This window comes from Polynucleobacter sp. AM-25C3 (assembly GCF_018882335.1).
Lineage (GTDB): Bacteria > Pseudomonadota > Gammaproteobacteria > Burkholderiales > Burkholderiaceae > Polynucleobacter.
In genome coordinates this window covers 180,143-195,581 of record NZ_JACVOS010000004.1, presented here as the reverse complement: position 1 = coordinate 195,581, position 15,439 = coordinate 180,143, and the positions used below count along the sequence as shown (strand labels likewise).

The following is a 15,439-nucleotide window of genomic DNA, read 5'->3' as shown; positions in this document are numbered from 1 at the left end:
ACCGATTGGATGTGGACATACAATCATGAAAGACCGAACATGGGCTTAGGTGGAATTACACCAAAGCAAAAACTAGCACTTGCAGTACCAGCTTCTACTTTTAGCTTAAGTTAAAAATGGGGGGATTACCACATCATTAGATAAGAAGGAATTATTTTTTAATGAAATTTACAGCAAATTTAACCCAGAACAAAAGTCACGTTATAAAAGTATCTATAACAAATTTTGGAGTGTTTACGTTAAAGTTTGGACATTAAAAAAATCTGTAAAGGAATTGGACGGTAGAAAAGTTAAAATTCAAAGTGATGTTAAAAAATTTAGGATTAAATTTTTTATTATTTCAGCAGTTTTTTTATCGATAGTGTGGTTTACATATCAAAGCAACATTGATTTTTATTTTATAACCTTAGCTACTGGAATTTACTACTTGTGGCTTATGTTACGTATTGACGCTGATGTAAAAGAAATTAATTCTAAAATTTTTAACTCTGAGCAAAATATTGATTTACTTGAATCACTCAATGCTAACTTAGATTTAATAATGTTACCTAGTGATGATTCATATATGGAGATATATGAACGCTACTATAGTGAACGTTATTATGTTCCTGATAGATTAAATCATCTAACAGTAGATGAACTTGCTATTTTTAAAGAATTTAAAATTGAACTTAATTTAGCAATAATTGAAGAGATGGGCTATGAGAAACCAGAATTTACACTTTTGTAATTTCCAGCTCTACATGTGTTCAAAACTTCCCAATTAAAAATAACTTATTTTAATCATGTTAATTATAAAAATTGCATTAGGAATAGTTTTGGCTGTAATTATTCTAATTATTTTATTTTCGATTCTTGACTTAATTATGAATGGTGACTATGCAAGTACATCTAAAAAATTAGCACATATTGATGATGCTTTAATTATTAAACTTGATTCTTATGAATTGGGTTTTTTATTATTCAATTCTAAAAATAGATGCATAAATTCACTGCTAACTTTTTCTCGTACTATTTTGTGCATAGCATTTGGAGCTATTTTTATTGGATCTATTGATTCAATTTATTCAATAGAAAATTTTCATTGGTTTTTTAACATGTGTTTGATGGCTGTTGGAGTTGTATTAGCCTTCATTGCAACAAGCAATGTAAAAACAACTTTACAAATTAAAAATTTAGAAAAAATTCAAAGAGATTTAGAAAGTGGAAAATTACTCAGTAAATATGATCAAGAAAGATTGAAGAATATTAAGGATTGCTTTTTTGGCAAATATCCAGTTTATATATCTAGAGTCATATCAATAATTTGTACTCTGATTTTTATATTTAAAGTTAATTAATATGCTTCTTATTTTTTATCGCAATTGCAATTTTTTTTAACTAATTTTGTTCTTGCTATTGCACATCGTGTAACCAATATTCCATTAAACTGTTGATATTGCATAACTTTTTAGATGCACGTAGCTATTGGGTTTGCTGTTCGTAGTTGCACAATAGTTGCACACTACTATTTTAGGGGACGTAAGTGTTTGATTATAAAGTGAAAATAACATACGTAGTTATTGAGTGGGAGTAGGCGACTTAAGCTCGCCTTTGCCCATAACCATGCTTGAGTTACGAGAAACTTCCCTCGCAATACTGGCAAATACTGATGTGCAATCCAAGCTTAGCCAGTTAGCCAACTTGTACGAAGAGTATCAAGGTGAGCGAATTTCTTTAAATCTTTCCGGCAACTTCAATAGTGAACATCTCCATCTTCCTGGGCGACCGGCTAAGCCAGAATTAGTAGCGCCTAAGTGGGTTCCCAAAAGAAGAATGGGTACGGTTGAGGGCAGGGCTATTCTTTGGCACTCCTTAGCCCATATTGAATTTAATGCCATGAATTTGGCGTTGGATGCGATCTGGCGCTTTCCAAATATGCCCAAGGCGTATTACGAAGACTGGTTAGGAGTTGCCAAAGAAGAGGCTTACCATTTCGGTTTGGTCAATGAGCATATGCAGTCCTTTGGATTTAGCTATGGCGACTTTCCAGCTCACAATAGTTTGTGGGAGATGGTTGAGAGAACGACGGATTCAGTCATTGCCCGGATGGCATTAGTTCCCAGAACAATGGAAGCAAGGGGTCTTGATGCGGTTCCGGAGATTCGGGATCGATTCAAGCAAATCAAAGATGATCGTGCTGTTGAAATTCTAGAAATCATTCTTCATGACGAAATTGGACATGTGCTTGTTGGTAATCGCTGGTTTAATTTCTTATGCGCCAATGACAACTTATCCCCGATTGCGACTTATCGAGACTTGGCTGAAAAATATCGTGCGCCTACCTTGAGGGGGCCGTTTAATCTCGAGGCACGTGAGCAAGCTGGCTTTACCGCTGAAGAGTTGAGCTTGCTGGAATCTCTCGGTAATAAATGGACTCAAGCAGCATGAAGATTCTGAGTCTCATTCCGCCGATGACGCAGCTCAATACGCCATATCCATCAACTGCTTATCTCACGGGCTTTCTTCGCTCACGAGGTTTTGATGCAGTTCAAGAAGATTTGGCTTTAGCCTTAGTGCTTAGTTTCTTTACGCCGGATGGTTTGACTGAGATTAAGGGCGCGGCATTAAAACTGCCCGAAGAAAATCACAGCGCTAGCGTGAACTTCTTTCTGTACTACTTTGCAGATTACCAAAGCACTATTGCTTTAGTGATTGCATTTTTACAGGGGCGCGACAGCACGCTGGTGCATCGCATTAACAGTCGTAATTTATTGCCTGAAGGCCCGCGATTTGCATCCCTAGATGCCTATGACGAGGAAGAGGGTGGTGATTCCTTGTCGTGGGCATTTGGCGCATTAGGATCTCAAGATCGGGCGCGTCATTTGGCAACCCTCTATCTCAATGATTTATCCGATGTTCTACGCGATGCCGTGGATGAGCGCTTCGAGTTTGTCCGCTACGCAGAATCATTGGCGGGTAGTCAACCCACCTTTACTCCATTGGCGGATGCCTTGGCTGCAAGCCCTACGTTAATGGATTTGCATTTACAAGCGCTGACAAGGTCTTCCATCGAAAAGCATCAGCCAACTTTGGTGCTGTTATCAGTACCGTTCCCTGGGGCGATGTATGCCGCCCTCAGAATTGCGCAAACAATTAAGCAATCTTATCCACAAATCAAGATTGGTCTGGGTGGTGGGTATGTCAATACCGAGTTGCGTGAACTCACAGATCCACGCATCTTTGATTTTGTTGACTTTATTACTCTAGATTCTGGTGAGAGACCCTTACTAGCACTTATTGAGCATTTAAATGGCAAGCGCTCTGCAGAGAGATTGGTGCGTACGTTTATTCGTAACGCTGGCAATGAAGTGCGTTACATCAACTGGCAAGAGCCTGATGTTCCATTTGAAGATGTAGGAACAGCCACCTGGGATGGTCTACCACTCAATTCCTATTTATCTTTGCTGGATATGCTAAACCCCATGCATCGCCTGTGGAGTGATGGGCGTTGGAATAAGCTGACTATTGCACATGGCTGCTATTGGAAAAAATGTAGCTTCTGCGATGTGAGTCTCGATTACATTTCTCGTTACGAGACTGCCTCAGCTAGCCTTTTGGTTGATCGCATTGAGGCAATCATTGCGGAGACTGGGCAGACTGGATTTCATTTTGTGGATGAGGCGGCGCCACCCAAGATTCTGAAGGCCCTTGCCGAAGAGTTAATTCGTCGCAAGGTAATTATTTCTTGGTGGGGCAATATCCGCTTTGAAAAAACTTTTACCCCTGAGTTATGTGAGCTATTGGCGCAAAGTGGATGCATAGCCATGTCGGGCGGCTTAGAAGTGGCTTCTGACAGACTGCTCGATCTCATGAAAAAAGGGGTTTCAGTAGAACAAGTAGCCCAAGTAACTAAAGGATTTTCTGATGCCGGGATTTTGGTTCATGCCTATCTGATGTATGGCTTCCCTACGCAAACCGTCCAAGAGACGGTTGATGCCTTGGAATACGTTCGCCAGTTTTTTGAAAATGGCTGTATTCAGAGTGGCTTCTTTCATCGTTTTACTTGTACGGTGCATTCACCTGTCGGCAAGGACCCTCAGGCCTACGGCATCTCCTTGCTGCCATTGCCAGAAATTAGTTTTGCCAAGAACGACGTGGCGTTTATAGATCCAAGCGGGGTGGATCATGACCTCTTAGGTATTGGTCTGAAGAAGGCGATTTACAACTTTATGCATGGCGTGGGCTTTGAGCAAGATGCGCATACCTGGTTTGAAATACCCGGGATTCCGAAGACTACAGTTTCCCGCAATAAAATAGCCAAAATCTTGAGGCTTATATAAACTTGGTATTACCTATTCACCGAATTTAATTACCCTAGGTGGCAATATGAACTTATCTCGTCGCACTTTTATCGTATCAGCCGCCTTAGCTCCAGTTGCTTGTGGTGGACTCTCATATGAGCATGGCATTCCGGTCGCTCAACCAAAGCCGTTGCCTATAGTGCGCCCTCCTCAAGTGGGGCAAGAGTGGAGTTATATTAAGAAAGATATCTTTAGTGGAAAAACCCTGGATGTGATTAATGAGCGTGTTGCAAACATTGGCTCGACCATTGTGATTGATCGCATGACCGCGGATGGCGCTAGATTACCCAGTGAAATTCAGACTTCCTGGGGAATGGTTTCTACAGATACCCAGTGGTCACGTTTGCTCAACTTCAGCCCATCTTTGCCGCTTTGGCCGGAACAACTCTCAAGTACCTGGGCCAAGCAGTTCAATACCAAGTACAGTATTGCGGGCTACTCAGACTCGAAAATGAATTGGCAGGAATATATGAGTGTGCAGGGTTGGGAAAAAATGACTGTTCCTGCCGGAGAATTTGTGGCCTTGCGTTTTCAGACGCTCATTAATTACGAGAGCGAAGATCCAAACAAAGTTGACTGTATCCGCAAAGAAACGGTTTGGTTTGCTCCGCAGATTGGGCGCTGGGTTGCTCGTGAGGCATCTGGCTCCTATCAAATTCAGGGGCAGATTGGTCCGGTGATTTTGGAGGGTAGCTATCAATGGCAACTCAGCTCTTACAAATAAACGCTATGCGTAGACTGCTTGCACTACTGTCGCCAGCTTTGCTGGTGGCTTGTATATCCGGTCAGCCTTACCCCGTTTCAACACCTCTGCCGCAACCCATTAACCCTCCCAAGGTGAGGGCGCCACAAGTAGGTCAGCAGTGGGTCTACAACGTGCGTAATGTCTTTAATCAAGAATTGGTGGATATCGTTACGGAAAAGGTGGTCTCTGTTGGACCCCAGATTCGGATTGAACGTAGCGGCCTAAAAGTAGGGCAACTTCCCGATGAAATCCAAGAGCCTTGGGGTTACATCCTTCAAGATCCGCATTGGAATCCTCCGCAAAGGTTTTTACAGCCAATCCCTTTGTGGCCTGAGCAACTCGTTCCAGGGTGGTCTGGTTTTTATCGTGATCGCTATCAAGTAGTGGGCTATCCCGACAACGACTATTACTGGGGTTTGAATATATCGGTAGTGGGGTGGGAGGGCATCAACACTCCTGCTGGGCAGTTTCCAGTCTTAAAGTATCAAAACGAAGCACCTTACTTCTCAAGCAATGACTTTTCTCGAGTGGCTAACTACCGTCAAGAGGATGTTTGGTTTTCCCCTGAAATCGGTCGTTGGGTTATTCGGCGTGGCTATGGACGTTATTTATGGGCTGGTATGTTTTGGAATAACGCCCTATGGGAAGACTACTTAGAGTGGGAGCTTGTGTCCTGGAAGTGAGCAAAGCGCTTAAAATCAGCACTTAGCTATGTATACCGTAAAAGAACTCTTTCCAACCCTCCAAGGTGAGGGCGCCCACGCAGGTCGTGCGGCCGTATTTTGCCGCTTTGCTGGATGCAATTTGTGGAGTGGTCGGGAGGAAGATCGCGCTACTGCGGTTTGCCAATTTTGCGATACCGACTTTGTTGGAAGTGATGGCGCCGGTGGTGGGAAGTTTGAAACTGCTACGCAACTTGCTGACACCATTGAAGAGGTGTGGAATAGCACTTCAGCTGGGCCACAGCAGCGTTATGTTGTTTTTACTGGTGGCGAGCCATTGCTGCAACTCGACACTGCCTTAATTGAGGTATTACATGCCAAAGGCTTTGCGGTTGCGATTGAGACCAATGGCACGATCAAAGTACCCAAGGGAGTAGATTGGGTGTGTGTTAGTCCCAAAGTAGGCTCGGATCTAATTGTGTTGCAAGCTGATGAGATTAAGGTGGTGATTCCTCAAATTGGCCACGGCTCTGTAGAGACCTTGTTGGCTCGATTTGAGAAGATGGATTACCGTAATCGATTCTTGCAGGCTATGGATGGCCCTAATCTCCAAGAAAACATGGCACTGGCAATTCGCCTGTGTCAAAAGCGGCCGTTGTGGCGTTTGAGTGTTCAGACCCATAAAATGATCGGTATTCGATAGTAGCCGTGCCAAGCGATTTTTAAGTATTCAGAAAAGTAAAATGACCACCAAGCAAGAAGCCATTTCTATTACCCGTCGACTCGAGTTTGATTCGGGTCATCGTATCCCAAACCATGATGGGCAGTGCCGCCATTTGCATGGCCATCGTTATGCGATTGAAGTCACGCTCACTGGTGTGATTGCGGACCATCCTGGCAAGGCCGATGATGGCATGGTCTTAGATTTTGGCGACATCAAGCGCCTCACTAATCAATATGTGGTGGAGCCTTGGGATCATGCATTTCTGGTGGCTAAAGAAGATGCTGGATTGGTCGAGTATTTAAATTCGATCCCGAATCACAAGACGGTGGTAATGGAGCATGTCCCTACTGTTGAGAACTTAGCTAGCGCTGCATTTAAAGCGCTGCAACCCGTTTTTGAAAAAGCCTTTGAGGGGCGACTCAAGCTGGCATCCATTCGTCTTTATGAAACTCCCAATTGCTGGGCTGACGTTTCTCATTCATAAGAAACACTATGCAAGCTGAGTTGGATCGCCAATTTATGCAGCAGGCTTTGGAGCAAGCCAAGCTTGCAGCAATTGCTGGCGAGGTTCCTGTGGGGGCTGTCTTAGTTCGAGATGGGCAGATCATCTCTACGGGCTTCAACAAGCCTATTACCAATAGCGATCCTAGCGCCCATGCCGAGATGATAGCCTTGCGCGCTGCAGCCCAGGAAGCATCTAATTACCGCCTACCGGGCACCACTCTGTATGTGACCCTAGAGCCTTGCACCATGTGCGCTGGAGCGATGCTGCATGCCAGGGTAGAACGTGTTGTATTTGGTGCTACCGACCCTAAAACAGGTGCCGCAGGAAGCGTGCTCAATGTATTCTCAGAGAAGCAGATTAACCACCAAACCCAAGTTGAAGGTGGCATCATGGGCGATGAGTGCGGTCAGGTACTGCGTGATTTTTTTAAGGGGCGGCGTTGAAGCAAATTCATTTGATTGCTCCTTCTGGGGCTAGCTTAGATCCTAATAGCCCATTGGCTGGTATAGAGTGGCTCAAGCAACAGGGTCTCGAAGTCTTAAATACCGATTGTGTGAAGCGGGTCGAACAACGCTTTGCAGGCTCTGATGAAGAGCGCTTAGCTGAAGTCAATCAACTTGCTCATTTGCCTCCTGAGATTGCTGTTGTAGCAATGCGAGGTGGTTACGGCTTGCATCGCTTGCTTCCAAATATTGAGTGGGAGGCGATTGCTAAAGCTATCAAGAACGGCCTACAAATTTGTGGCCATAGTGATTTCACCGTCTTTCAGTTGGGTTTATTGGCTAAGACCGGTGCAGTGACTTTGGCAGGCCCTATGCTCAATTTTGATTTTGCATGTCAAGGTGAGCAGGGCGATAACGTTACTCCCAATGTATTTATGTGGGATCACTTTCAAGAAGCGATCAACGAACGCAAAATGGATTGCAGCGTCAAAACACCACAGTCATTCTTAAGAAAGTCTGCCGCAGGCCAATCTTCAGGAATGCTCTGGGGTGGAAACCTGACAGTGCTGGCGGGTCTAGTCGGCACGCCGTATTTACCAAGTCAACAACAGACCCAGGGCGGCATTCTGTTTCTGGAGGATGTGAATGAGCATCCTTATCGGATTGAACGCATGTTGATGCAATTGTTCGATGCAGGGATCTTAAGTAATCAAAGCGCTATTCTCTTGGGTGGATTTTCAGCCTATCGTCTTTACGATAACGATCGTGGGTATACCTTGGAAAGTGCCATTGAAGCCATGAGCAAGCGTCTCCCAGGCAATATTCCCGTCTTAACGGGGCTACCGTTTGGGCATCAAGCAGAGAAGTTAACCTTGCCTGTAGGTGCGCAAGCGCATATTCAATATGACGCATCAGGTTTTACTATTCAGTCTCAGTGGTAGAAACTCATCATTAAGAATCTCCCTTTGCGAGTACTAGCATTTCTAACCAGCATATTGATTGCGAGCACTGCAATGGCAACCGAAGAACCCAAATACGTTCTCATAGAAAAATCTGAGTCCTTTGAATTACGCGCCTATGCGCCCCTCATTGTGGCTGAAGTCAAAGTGGATGGCGACTTAGATGCCGCCTCCAATCAAGGATTTCGCTTGATTGCGGCTTATATCTTTGGAAAAAATCAGGTCGCTGAAAAAATAGCCATGACTGCTCCCGTCGGAATTGAGTCAAGTGATCAAGGTAAGAGCGCAAAGATTGCGATGACTGCTCCCGTAGGCATTGAGAGTATCAAGTCTTCGGAGAATGCAGGTAATCAATGGACGGTATCGTTTGTGATGCCCGCAGAGTACACCTTGGCTAGCTTGCCAAAGCCATTAAATCCACAAGTCAAAATAAGAGAAGTGCCTGCTGAGAAAAGGGCAGTAATAACTTTTTCTGGTTTTTATAACGAAGAGAAGGTGCAAGAAAAAACTCAGGCGCTGCGAGACTGGATAAAGCTTAAGAATTTAAAACCAAGTGGCGAGCCGCAGTTTGCGCGTTACAACCCGCCTTGGACATTACCTTTTATGCGTCGCAACGAGATCATGATCCAAGTCTTGGATTAATGGGGCGTAATTAAGCCTCAAAACTTTTCAATAAAAATCCAGCGCCACCATCTTGTCCAAGAGCTTTGACGAGGATGGGCAGACTTTCAGCGAGTTCTTTTTCTAATGTCCAGGGTGGATTGAAGATAAACATGCCACTGGCCTGAAGGCGACGTTCCTTAGGGGCATTTTCAACTCGTAGTTCAGCATGTAGCCATGAGCGTTTATGGGCTGTCGCAATCTTTTTCATGCGATCGGGTAGGGCTGCTGATTCTCTTCTGGAGAGGCATGGGTACCAAATTGCGTAACACCCAGTAGCGAATCGCTGTAGCGCTTCATCCATTGCAGTTTCGAGATAACGATAGTCCTGCTTATCTTCGTAAGAGGGGTCAATTAAAACAAGTCCGCGCCTACTGGGTGGTGGCATCAAGCCCTTTAATCTGGCAAAGCTGTCCTCTGCATAAATATCAATTTGTTTTGCCTGCTTGAGCTCGCCAATATTGTGGCGCAGGATGTCAATTTCTTTGGGGTGCAGCTCAAAGAGTTTGAGGCGATCTTGAGGTCTTAAGAGGCGCGCCAAGATAAATGGGGAGCCAGGGTAAATTGAGATGTTGCCTTCACTATTCTCAGCCCGAATGCACTCAAGATAATGAGCGACCCCAGGACTCAATGAATTTTTTTCAGCAAATTTCTCTAAGCGATAAATGCCTTCGTCAGCTTCTTTGCTAACTGTAGCAAAGCCATCAACCAGGCTGTAGATACCAGCGCCAGCATGGGTATCAACAATAGTGAGGGCGCCTGGTTTTTCTTGAAGGTATTCAACAAGATGAATCATCACAAGATGTTTCAGGATGTCGGCATGACTGCCCGCATGAAAAGCATGGCGATAGCTAAACATCTTTATATGCCTCTAGGTTTTTGCGCTTTAATAAATAAAGTCAGGGTGATGCTGATTAATGCCACGCAGGCATATTGCAGAGATTGATTTAATTCTGAGTCTAGAGTTTGGGTTAACAGAGCATAGATTGTGCCAAGACCACCAAGTGCAAGTAGGCGTGGCCAAATTTGGTTTGGGGTCAATTGCTTTTCAGGGATGTATTGCGCAAGAATGGCGCCAATCATTCCTGACCAGACTCCGATGGCAGCGCCAGCCAAAACATCAGTAAGCCAATGGGCGCCAAGGGCGTTTCGCGAGAGGCCTGCAAAACCGGCAATGATGAAGATCCACCACAAAGATGCTCTCTTGCTTCGATCGCAGGCAAAGTAGATTCCGGAAGCTACTGCAAAAGCGGTAAGTGTGTGACCAGAAGGCATTGCTCGATGAAGGAGTGGCTCGCCAACGATATAGAATTCTTCCAGGGCAAGAACGCTAGCAGGCCTTTGGAATGCAAGAAAAGGTTTAATAATGAGGCTAATGATTCCGCCCAATGAAGATGCAAATAATCCAGCGCTCAATAGTCGAGGTGCTAATAACAGGAGTGGAAAGCAGATCGCGAAGATGCCCCAACCATTACCCAAAAAAGTAAGCCAGGCCCATAAGGTGTCCGGCAGGATCTGGGTATAACGATTGATAAATAAAAACGTAGGGGTCTGCAATTCACCAAAGTAAATGGCGATGGCCAGGCCAAGCGGTACTAGTGGAATGCACCAGACCCAAAATGATGCAATCGCAATACCCGTTTTTTGCTGCTCCACCATGCGAATTAGCGTGCCCGCCCTTGGTCAGCTTCGTTTAATTGATGCACCATCTTCTCTAAAACCTGAGGGACGGTAATAGCTTGCATGCAGACGTTGTCATGGCAAGGTGTTTTACGGTGGTTGGCTGCGCTGACGCAGGGTGAGCATGCCAGATTAGCTGTAATCGAAATAGACTTGCCAACAGAGCCATAGAGGGCTGGAGTTTCTGGCCCAAACAGAACAACGGTTCTTAATGGCGTCACTGCGGAGAAGTGTCCGGGACCAGAATCATTAGTCACCATGACATCCGATAGCGTATAGAGCGGTGGCAGTTCTGCAAAGCTGACTTGACCAGCAAAGTTGAGGGCATTCTTGACATTGGCTACGGCACGTACTTTTTCTACGTATTCAAATTCGGCTGGGGAGCCAGTAATCAAAATCAGATCATTGGGGTAGAGCTGGTTCAATCCCTGAATAAGTTCTGAGAAACGCTGCTGTGCCCAACGTCTTTGGGGTAATAGGTCACTGGCATTTGGGTTAACCAAAATCAGGCGTTGTTTGCCTTGGGCAAACTGAATGCCGGCGTCTGCACTCAGTTTTTCAATACGCTCGCGAACTTTGTTTAATGCTGCGGGATCAATAACTGCTTGCTCTAAACGTACTTCCGAATCTGCAATATGAATTTTACTAAAAGGCACTTCAATCTCTTTGGCAAATGCCGCATGAATGAGGGATAGAAAATTCTTAGTGATGTGAATATGCGGGTTGTAATGAACCTTGCGTGTCAACATAAAGCCACGCCACAATCCTTCACCATGAAAGATATGATAGCCAACGCGACGACGTGCGCCGCACAGGCCAGTTAATAAGGCGGTAAAACGTGAGAACAACTCCAAATCAATCACTGTGTCGATGCGGTGTTTACGCGCTATTAGCAAGAATTTGATGGTGTCTTTAATTAAGCCGCCCAAACTAGAGGAGTCAATCGTAAAAATATTCTCAGGCTTAACCGTGTTTAATAAAGTTAAGCTGGCACGATTACTCTTAAAGATTAGGAAAAATAATTCAGCACCGCGGGCCTGCGCATTGCGCATGGCTGGATCAACCAAGATAGCGCTACCCATTTCAGATAACTCAATAAAGAGTAGTTTTTGAGGGGCATCTGAACCGCGATTGAAGACGTTCTTAATTCCATCAATCAGGGCGACTATCGGGCTGACTACTGCGCAGAGTGGCACGCCGACCCAATGGTCGATGGCGCGCATGGTGTTAACGCTAATACTCATAGTAGGACTCTAAAAGAATTATTTCCGTTTTAATAAAAAGTAAGCACCAGGTAATACTGATAACACGGTAATGGCGCCGTAACTAATTGATGCAAGAACTGTGATCGAGGGATTGACTCCCCACAATGCGAGTACAGAAGATAGGGTGGCCTCACGTAAGCCCCAGCCTGAGATGCTGATAGGTAGCATTAACAGTAAGCTGAGCGCAGGCAATCCAATCATGAGGCCCTCAATTGGAGCATCTACACCATAAGCCTTCAGGCAGAAGAGGAGCGTCAAAATTGTTAGAGAGTGAATGCCAATCGCAAATGCAGCTTGAGCCACATTCATAGGCCAAGAAAAAGCCAACTTGATACCGGGTAGGGCGTTATTCATTTGCAGGCGATCAAGAAGCTTTTGCAAGAGATTGCGAGTGGGGCTCCAAGCCAAAATGACTGCAATCAGTAAGCCTGCAAAAATCATGATGCCGGTGACGGCATAGCCTAGATCTTTACCCCAGGCGGCTAAAGTAGCGCCTCCCAGAATGAGGCCAATTCCACCCAATAGATTATTCCCTGCTAAACCGAGTAGGCGATCCACTAAGACCATCGAAAAGCTCAAGCGAAGTTTAGGTGTGGCATGCCCTAAGTCAACAGCGTGATGGAGCTCTTCATCCAATTCTTTTTCTTCAGTCAACTTGCCACTGCTGTTTAAATGGGTGGCAGTAATAGCGCGATAACTATCACCACCAAGGGTGCTAGGCAATCCTTGGTTAATCAGTCCGCCTGCAAAATACAGTGCAATAAAGTTTTTGAGGCTCCCCTGAAATCCCACTTTGCGCATTAAGAATCCCCAACGCAGTCCGCCACAAATGAAGGCGCTCAGCATGGTTAGGCCAGCAGCTAAAAACCACCAAGGCTGCATCTGAATCTCAGAATCTAAGAGTGCATGCCAATCAATTCCGCTAGTCGCTTTCCAGAGGAGTGCGACAGATAGCAAAATGCGAATAGTGGGCCAAGCCCGTTTCAGGATTGCTTTCCACCCAGATGTGGCTTTTGGGGTGGCTTGGGGTTGTGAACTCATAGGCGTAAGGATAATGCCTTGAGCGCTGAAGGGCTCTGAAAAGCTCTTGAGTATGGGGAATTAACGCGCTGCGCCAGCATCTTGCCAGTTACGGCAGAGGCTGAAGTCAAATTTGGATAAAACCTGCCCAAATCGGATAATTTCTAGGCTGTCCAGAGCTTCACACTGCTCAAAAGCCAAATGACTCCCTACTGGCGGATTAAAAGCCATTCCTGACCAGTTAATCAGCAAAACACTGGCTCCAGTGGGAAGTTGACCAAACCAGAGGTCAAACTGATCCTGCCGTTGGTCTAGCACAAAGACGGGAAGGGGTTGGGCATACCAGGCTGCACGACTTCCTAGCGTCCAGTTTTGTACGGCAATACCGTTCGCTTTGGCGGCCTCTGCCAATTGAGCTGCTTTTTGCCCCGCAATTTTCCAGCCATAGAGATCGGCAATCGGGTTTGATTTAATGCTTGCAGTGCTGATACCGCCAGCCAAAACAAAGCCAAAGCCTAACAAGCAAATCAGCAACTGTCCAATAACCAGCAGACGAATGGCTATGCGATGTTGCATGGCCCATGCCTTGGCTAAGCCAATCCCAGCAAAAGGTGCCAGACAAAACCAGGCTGGAGTAGTCCAGTGGGGCAGACTGCCACCCCCTGAGAGTGCAGCAAAAATCGCGAAGGGGATGATGAAGAAGCTGAGCAAGGCGATGAGCACCCATTTCTGTGCATGCAGACAATTCTTGAGAAATGAAAATGTACCCAAGAGCAATAGCGGCCCAAAGCACGCAATCTGAATGCCAATAAAAGCAGCCACTCTGCGCCATGCCCAAGTACCACCACTACCATGGGCAATTTGGTACTTAAACGAGATCCAATCATTGACCCAGTTCCAGTAGAGCACTGGGCTAATCACAATTAAGGCGATCGCTGCAGCCACCCAGAATCCTGCTTTTGTGATCCACGCTTTTTTAGGAGAAGCTAAAAAAACCAAGAGCAGCGCAAATGCAGTAAATGCGGCGGTGTACTTGCTCAGGCCTGCAAAGCCCAATAGCAATCCAGTAATCACCCAGTCAACCAGAGAAAATTGATCTTTACGAGTCCAGCGCAAAGCCATCAACATGAGACCAAGACTCAGGGGAGTAAGCAAAGTATCGGGTAGGAGACCGATTGCCAAAACATGAGGCAGTGGCGCCGCAATAATGGCTAAAACAGCCATGAAGCCACATAAGTTGGCCGAAGGCAGTGCGGTAGTTAAATAGCCGGCATTACGCCCTTGCATAAGGCGGTGGATTTCAATAGTGACTTGATAGACCAGAAAGGCAGAAAGCGCCCAGAGTAATTCTGGAATCAGGCGGATGATGCCTTCGGATGACGTCAGGGAAACGAGAGGCCATTGAATCCAGCCCACCAAGGGTGGGTGATCAAAATAACTCCAAGCAAGGTGTTTTGCGTATAAAGCGTAATGGGCTTCATCGACTGAAAATTCAACCGAAAACCCGAGAGCAAAATGCACCAGTGCGGCAATGCAGATGCAAATGGCGGCCCAGCTTGAAGGTGATTGATGGCGCATGCAAGGATTTTAGACTTACTCCCCACATTCTTTGGGACAATGAGGGATATGCTCACAAGAAGCCTCTCCCTAACCCTGCTGCTTTTGACTGTCACATCCCTCTTTTTGGTGGGTTGCGCGGGTTTCACTGGAAATTCCATTGAGAATGAGGCAGGACAAGCATTCAATGCTGATCGGTTGCCTGCCCAAGAGGATTTGCCGAAATTCTCCGCTGAGAAACCGCGAGATGGTATGCCAGAGGGTTGGCATTTCTATCGCATTGCGCCCTATAAGAAAAACACGATTTACCGTCTTGAGAAATACCAGGGCCGTACGGTGTTAGCTGCCAATTCCAAAACATCAGCATCCGGTCTTGCAGTCAAGCTTCGCCCTCGCTCAGCACAAAACTTATGGCTTCAGTGGGAATGGAAAGCGGTAGGTTCAATGCCACAAGCGGACAATGCAGACAGTCAGAGTGACGATGCACCGCTGCGTATTTTGGTGGCGTTCGATGGCAATAAATCCAAACTTCCCTTAAAAGAAAAGCTCACCTTTGAGATGGCTAGCTTGATTAGTGGCCAAGAGATGCCGTATGCCACAGTGATGTATATCTGGTCTGGCAAGAATCCAGTCAATACTGTTTTGAATAACGCGCACACTTCTCGCGTAAAAATGATTGTGGTGGATTCTGGTTGGGGCAATTTAGGTGAGTGGCGAACGCATGAGCGCGATCTTGCGGCAGACTATAAGTTAGCCTATGGAGAGACCCCGGGTAATGTCATTGGCATTGCACTGTTGACTGATACCGATAACACTAAATCAGAGGTGCGCGCCCTTTATGGCGATATCGAGTTATTACGCAAGAACCTGAAGTAG

At 45.7% G+C, this 15,439-nt stretch carries 17 protein-coding genes; 12 read left to right on the top strand and 5 right to left on the bottom strand.

Translation table 11 applies throughout. The annotated features are described in order from the left end of the window. The first annotated feature begins 274 nt into the window (after positions 1–274). The 11 genes from ICN12_RS04325 (at position 275) to ICN12_RS04275 (ending at position 9,023) form a co-directional block, all read left to right on the top strand. Positions 275–730, top strand: a complete 456-nt coding sequence (locus tag ICN12_RS04325) for a hypothetical protein (RefSeq protein WP_216270858.1) — start codon at positions 275–277, stop codon at positions 728–730. A gap of 55 nt (positions 731–785) precedes the next feature. Further along, positions 786–1,340 (top strand): hypothetical protein, encoded by a 555-nt coding sequence (locus ICN12_RS04320; RefSeq protein WP_216270857.1) that lies wholly within the window; start codon positions 786–788, stop codon positions 1,338–1,340. A gap of 265 nt (positions 1,341–1,605) precedes the next feature. After that, positions 1,606–2,430 (top strand): ferritin-like domain-containing protein, encoded by an 825-nt coding sequence (locus tag ICN12_RS04315; RefSeq protein WP_216270897.1) that lies wholly within the window; start codon positions 1,606–1,608, stop codon positions 2,428–2,430. Next, positions 2,412–4,322 (top strand): B12-binding domain-containing radical SAM protein, encoded by a 1,911-nt coding sequence (locus tag ICN12_RS04310; protein ID WP_216270856.1) that lies wholly within the window; start codon positions 2,412–2,414, stop codon positions 4,320–4,322. Before ICN12_RS04315 ends, ICN12_RS04310 begins: the two co-directional genes overlap by 19 nt. Before the next feature lie 46 nt (positions 4,323–4,368). After that, positions 4,369–5,067: a hypothetical protein gene (locus ICN12_RS04305; protein ID WP_216270855.1), complete on the top strand. Its 699-nt coding sequence runs from the start codon at positions 4,369–4,371 to the stop codon at positions 5,065–5,067. After that, complete coding sequence (locus ICN12_RS04300) at positions 5,043–5,771, top strand: hypothetical protein (protein WP_216270854.1); 729 nt, start codon at positions 5,043–5,045, stop codon at positions 5,769–5,771. Before ICN12_RS04305 ends, ICN12_RS04300 begins: the two co-directional genes overlap by 25 nt. A 28-nt stretch (positions 5,772–5,799) precedes the next feature. Next, positions 5,800–6,453: a 7-carboxy-7-deazaguanine synthase gene (gene queE / locus ICN12_RS04295; protein WP_216270852.1), complete on the top strand. Its 654-nt coding sequence runs from the start codon at positions 5,800–5,802 to the stop codon at positions 6,451–6,453. Positions 6,454–6,493: 40 nt separating this feature from the next. Then, the gene (gene queD / locus ICN12_RS04290) at positions 6,494–6,958 is read left to right on the top strand and encodes a 6-carboxytetrahydropterin synthase QueD (RefSeq protein WP_216270850.1); all 465 of its coding nucleotides are present in this window, start codon (positions 6,494–6,496) and stop codon (positions 6,956–6,958) included. 8 nt (positions 6,959–6,966) lie between these two features. Next, on the top strand, positions 6,967–7,422 hold the full coding sequence (gene tadA, locus ICN12_RS04285; RefSeq protein ID WP_216270848.1) for a tRNA adenosine(34) deaminase TadA: 456 nt from the start codon (positions 6,967–6,969) through the stop codon (positions 7,420–7,422). After that, positions 7,419–8,363: an LD-carboxypeptidase gene (locus tag ICN12_RS04280; protein ID WP_216270846.1), complete on the top strand. Its 945-nt coding sequence runs from the start codon at positions 7,419–7,421 to the stop codon at positions 8,361–8,363. Before tadA ends, ICN12_RS04280 begins: the two co-directional genes overlap by 4 nt. A gap of 72 nt (positions 8,364–8,435) precedes the next feature. Further along, positions 8,436–9,023, top strand: coding sequence for an SOUL family heme-binding protein (locus tag ICN12_RS04275; protein WP_216270844.1), 588 nt, complete (start codon positions 8,436–8,438; stop codon positions 9,021–9,023). A gap of 10 nt (positions 9,024–9,033) precedes the next feature. Here ICN12_RS04275 and ICN12_RS04270 read toward each other — a convergent pair whose 3' ends face one another. The 5 genes from ICN12_RS04270 to ICN12_RS04250 are packed head-to-tail and all read right to left on the bottom strand — an operon-like array spanning position 9,034 to position 14,584. Then, positions 9,034–9,900: a 23S rRNA (adenine(2030)-N(6))-methyltransferase RlmJ gene (locus tag ICN12_RS04270; protein ID WP_216270843.1), complete on the bottom strand. Its 867-nt coding sequence runs from the start codon at positions 9,898–9,900 to the stop codon at positions 9,034–9,036. A 2-nt stretch (positions 9,901–9,902) separates the two neighbouring features. Further along, positions 9,903–10,700: a phosphatase PAP2 family protein gene (locus tag ICN12_RS04265; RefSeq protein WP_216270840.1), complete on the bottom strand. Its 798-nt coding sequence runs from the start codon at positions 10,698–10,700 to the stop codon at positions 9,903–9,905. Between the two features lie 5 nt (positions 10,701–10,705). Next, entirely contained in the window at positions 10,706–11,965 is a 1,260-nt protein-coding gene (locus ICN12_RS04260; protein WP_216270838.1) for a glycosyltransferase family 9 protein, read from the bottom strand. Between the two features lie 18 nt (positions 11,966–11,983). After that, positions 11,984–13,027, bottom strand: coding sequence for a lysylphosphatidylglycerol synthase transmembrane domain-containing protein (locus ICN12_RS04255; protein WP_216270836.1), 1,044 nt, complete (start codon positions 13,025–13,027; stop codon positions 11,984–11,986). A 60-nt stretch (positions 13,028–13,087) separates the two neighbouring features. Beyond that, a complete protein-coding gene (locus tag ICN12_RS04250) occupies positions 13,088–14,584 on the bottom strand; it encodes a glycosyltransferase family 39 protein (RefSeq protein WP_216270834.1) in 1,497 nt (498 codons plus the stop codon). A gap of 48 nt (positions 14,585–14,632) precedes the next feature. Here ICN12_RS04250 and ICN12_RS04245 point away from each other — a divergent pair, with 48 nt between their 5' ends. Continuing rightward, complete coding sequence (locus ICN12_RS04245; protein ID WP_216270832.1) at positions 14,633–15,439, top strand: DUF3047 domain-containing protein; 807 nt, start codon at positions 14,633–14,635, stop codon at positions 15,437–15,439.

Coding starts and splice junctions, on each gene's coding strand:
- ICN12_RS04300 (WP_216270854.1), top strand. CDS start 5,043: ATGGCAACTCAGCTCTTACAAATAAACGCTATGCGTAGACTGCTTGCA.
- ICN12_RS04305 (WP_216270855.1), top strand. CDS start 4,369: ATGAACTTATCTCGTCGCACTTTTATCGTATCAGCCGCCTTAGCTCCA.
- queE (WP_216270852.1), top strand. CDS start 5,800: ATGTATACCGTAAAAGAACTCTTTCCAACCCTCCAAGGTGAGGGCGCC.
- ICN12_RS04250 (WP_216270834.1), bottom strand. CDS start 14,584: ATGCGCCATCAATCACCTTCAAGCTGGGCCGCCATTTGCATCTGCATT.
- ICN12_RS04265 (WP_216270840.1), bottom strand. CDS start 10,700: ATGGTGGAGCAGCAAAAAACGGGTATTGCGATTGCATCATTTTGGGTC.
- queD (WP_216270850.1), top strand. CDS start 6,494: ATGACCACCAAGCAAGAAGCCATTTCTATTACCCGTCGACTCGAGTTT.
- ICN12_RS04320 (WP_216270857.1), top strand. CDS start 786: ATGTTAATTATAAAAATTGCATTAGGAATAGTTTTGGCTGTAATTATT.
- ICN12_RS04310 (WP_216270856.1), top strand. CDS start 2,412: ATGGACTCAAGCAGCATGAAGATTCTGAGTCTCATTCCGCCGATGACG.
- ICN12_RS04245 (WP_216270832.1), top strand. CDS start 14,633: ATGCTCACAAGAAGCCTCTCCCTAACCCTGCTGCTTTTGACTGTCACA.
- ICN12_RS04270 (WP_216270843.1), bottom strand. CDS start 9,900: ATGTTTAGCTATCGCCATGCTTTTCATGCGGGCAGTCATGCCGACATC.
- ICN12_RS04260 (WP_216270838.1), bottom strand. CDS start 11,965: ATGAGTATTAGCGTTAACACCATGCGCGCCATCGACCATTGGGTCGGC.
- ICN12_RS04275 (WP_216270844.1), top strand. CDS start 8,436: ATGGCAACCGAAGAACCCAAATACGTTCTCATAGAAAAATCTGAGTCC.
- tadA (WP_216270848.1), top strand. CDS start 6,967: ATGCAAGCTGAGTTGGATCGCCAATTTATGCAGCAGGCTTTGGAGCAA.
- ICN12_RS04255 (WP_216270836.1), bottom strand. CDS start 13,027: ATGAGTTCACAACCCCAAGCCACCCCAAAAGCCACATCTGGGTGGAAA.
- ICN12_RS04315 (WP_216270897.1), top strand. CDS start 1,606: ATGCTTGAGTTACGAGAAACTTCCCTCGCAATACTGGCAAATACTGAT.